2 protein-coding genes are annotated in these 2,044 nt (G+C 73.3%); both read right to left on the bottom strand.

Translation table 11 applies throughout. The features are described 5' to 3' along the window. On the bottom strand, positions 1-1,246 hold a 1,246-nt coding region (locus tag GTR02_RS21425; RefSeq protein WP_166609492.1), incomplete at its 3' end, for an extracellular solute-binding protein. Positions 1,247-1,419: 173 nt separating this feature from the next. Next, a partial coding sequence (locus tag GTR02_RS21420; protein ID WP_205709782.1) for a M15 family metallopeptidase occupies positions 1,420-2,044 on the bottom strand: 625 nt, incomplete at its 5' end.

The following is a 2,044-nucleotide window of genomic DNA, read 5'->3' as shown; positions in this document are numbered from 1 at the left end:
CGGCCTGGACCTTCGGCTGCGCGGCGGCGAGCGCCGCGGCCGGGTCCTCACCCGCGAGGGCCTTCTGGGTCGCCTCGTCGACGGCGGCGAGGACGTCGGTGCTGTTGACGACGCCCGGCAGCAGCGGCTGGGCGGAGGGGGCCATGGCGGTCAGCGCGGAGACGACGGGGTTCCCGGCCACGGCGGAGGCGGGGACGTCGGTGCGCAGGGGCGGCCAGCCGGACGCGAGCGACCAGTCCGTCGCGACGTCGGTGCTGAAGAAGTAGTCGAAGAACGTCTCCGCGGCCGCCTTCTCGGGGGCGTCGGCCTGCGCCGTGACGCCCATCGAGACGCCGATCGCGGACGCGGTCTGCGCGGCCGGCCCGGCGGGGATCGGGGCGAGGCCGTAGTCGATCCCGGCCTCCGTGGCGACGCCGGCCATCCAGGGGCCGCCGACCTCCATCGCGGCCTTGCCTGCGCTGAACAGCTCGTCGGCCTCGATGCCGTCGAGCCCGGTCGGGGAGATGCGGTCGCCGATCACCGCGCGGCTCCAGTACTCGAGGGTCGCGCGGTTCTCCGGGGAGTCCAGCACGGCCGTGCTGCCGTCGGCGATCGCCCCGCCACCACCGGCGAAGAGGCTGGCCCACACGCCGTTCGCGACGGTCTGGTGGTCCGGGAGCGCGAGCCCGTACTGCTCCGGGGTGCCGTCACCGTTCTCGTCCACGGTGAGCTTCTTGGCCGCGTCCAGCCACTCGTCCCACGTGGTCGGGAACGTCGTGATCCCCGCCGCCGCGAACTTCTGCTTGTCGTAGATGACCGACAGGGGCACGAACCCCGTGGGCACGCCGTACTTCTTGCCCTCGACGACCGAGAGCTCGACGGCCGCGGGGTTCACCTTCGCCGCGGCCTCGCTCGAGCCGTAGTAGTCGTCGAGGTCGGCGAGGGCGCCCTTGCCCGCGTAGACGGGCAGCTGCTCGGCGGGGAGCGCGACCAGCTGCGGGCCCTCCTCCGCCGCCAGCGCGGGCAGGAGCGAGCTCTGGATGACGGCCCAGGTCTTCACCTGCGGCTCGACCGCCACCTCGGTCTGCGAGGCGTTGAACTCCTGGACGATGCGGTTCAGCTCCTCGCCGTCGGCGGCCGTGTAGCCGTGCCAGAACGTGAGCTTCACGGGCCCGTCCCCGCTCTCCGGCGAGGACGAGGAGGAGCAGCCGGTGAGCAGCGCGGCGGCGACTCCCAGCATGGTGGCGGCGGCGATGGATCGCTTCATGGGGTTGAGCCCTTCAGTCGCCCGGGGCGTCGGCGGTGTGTCGACGACGGTGTCGAGTCGGTGGGAGGTGCGGGGGGGTACAACGTTGTACTCGATCTGCTGAGAGCTTGCTCGCCGACCGGCGGGTTGTCAAGGAACTCGGCGGAACTCGCGTCCTCGCGGGTGGTGGCGCGTCAGGCGTACTCGGGGCCGCCGGGTACGCCGAAGAACTCCTCCAGGGTCGCCACGCCCCGGTCGGCCATCTGCTGCAGCAGGTCGACGCCGACCCAGCGGTAGTGCCAGGACTCCGGCGCGTACCCCGTCACCGCGGAGTGGGCGGCCGTGTAGCGCAGCAGGAAGCCGAAGGTCCCCGCGTGCTGCGCCAGCCAGCGCGCCTCCGGGGTGTCCTGGTAGCAGTCCTGGACGGCGCACTCCGGCTGGGCGCTGCTGCCGAAGTCGATGGCCAGCCCCGTCTGGTGCTCGCTGTAACCGGGCCGCGCGGACAGGCTCTCGGCGGTGGCGGGGCCGTCGCGCCGCACCGCGTCGTCGTGGACCGCGCGCTGGTGGCCGAGCGAGCGGTAGCCGCTGGTGAGGGTGACCCCGACCCCGTCGGCGCGGGACGCGGCCAGCAGCGCCGTGAGGTCCGGGACCACGACGCTCGCGACCGGCTTGCCGCCCACCGTCGCCAGCGACGCGGGGACGTAGTCGGTGGGCACGATCGGGTGCTTCTTGTTCACGACGACCCAGGGGCTCGCGGCGTCGGTCGTGGAGTGCGCGGGCGGCGCGAGCCCCTGGGTCGTCGTGAACAAGAAGCACCCG

It is taken from the genome of Kineococcus siccus, assembly GCF_009906795.1.
Lineage (GTDB): Bacteria > Actinomycetota > Actinomycetes > Actinomycetales > Kineococcaceae > Kineococcus > Kineococcus siccus.
The sequence above is the reverse complement of the archived record's forward strand: the minus strand, read 5'-3'. Positions and strand labels throughout refer to the sequence as shown.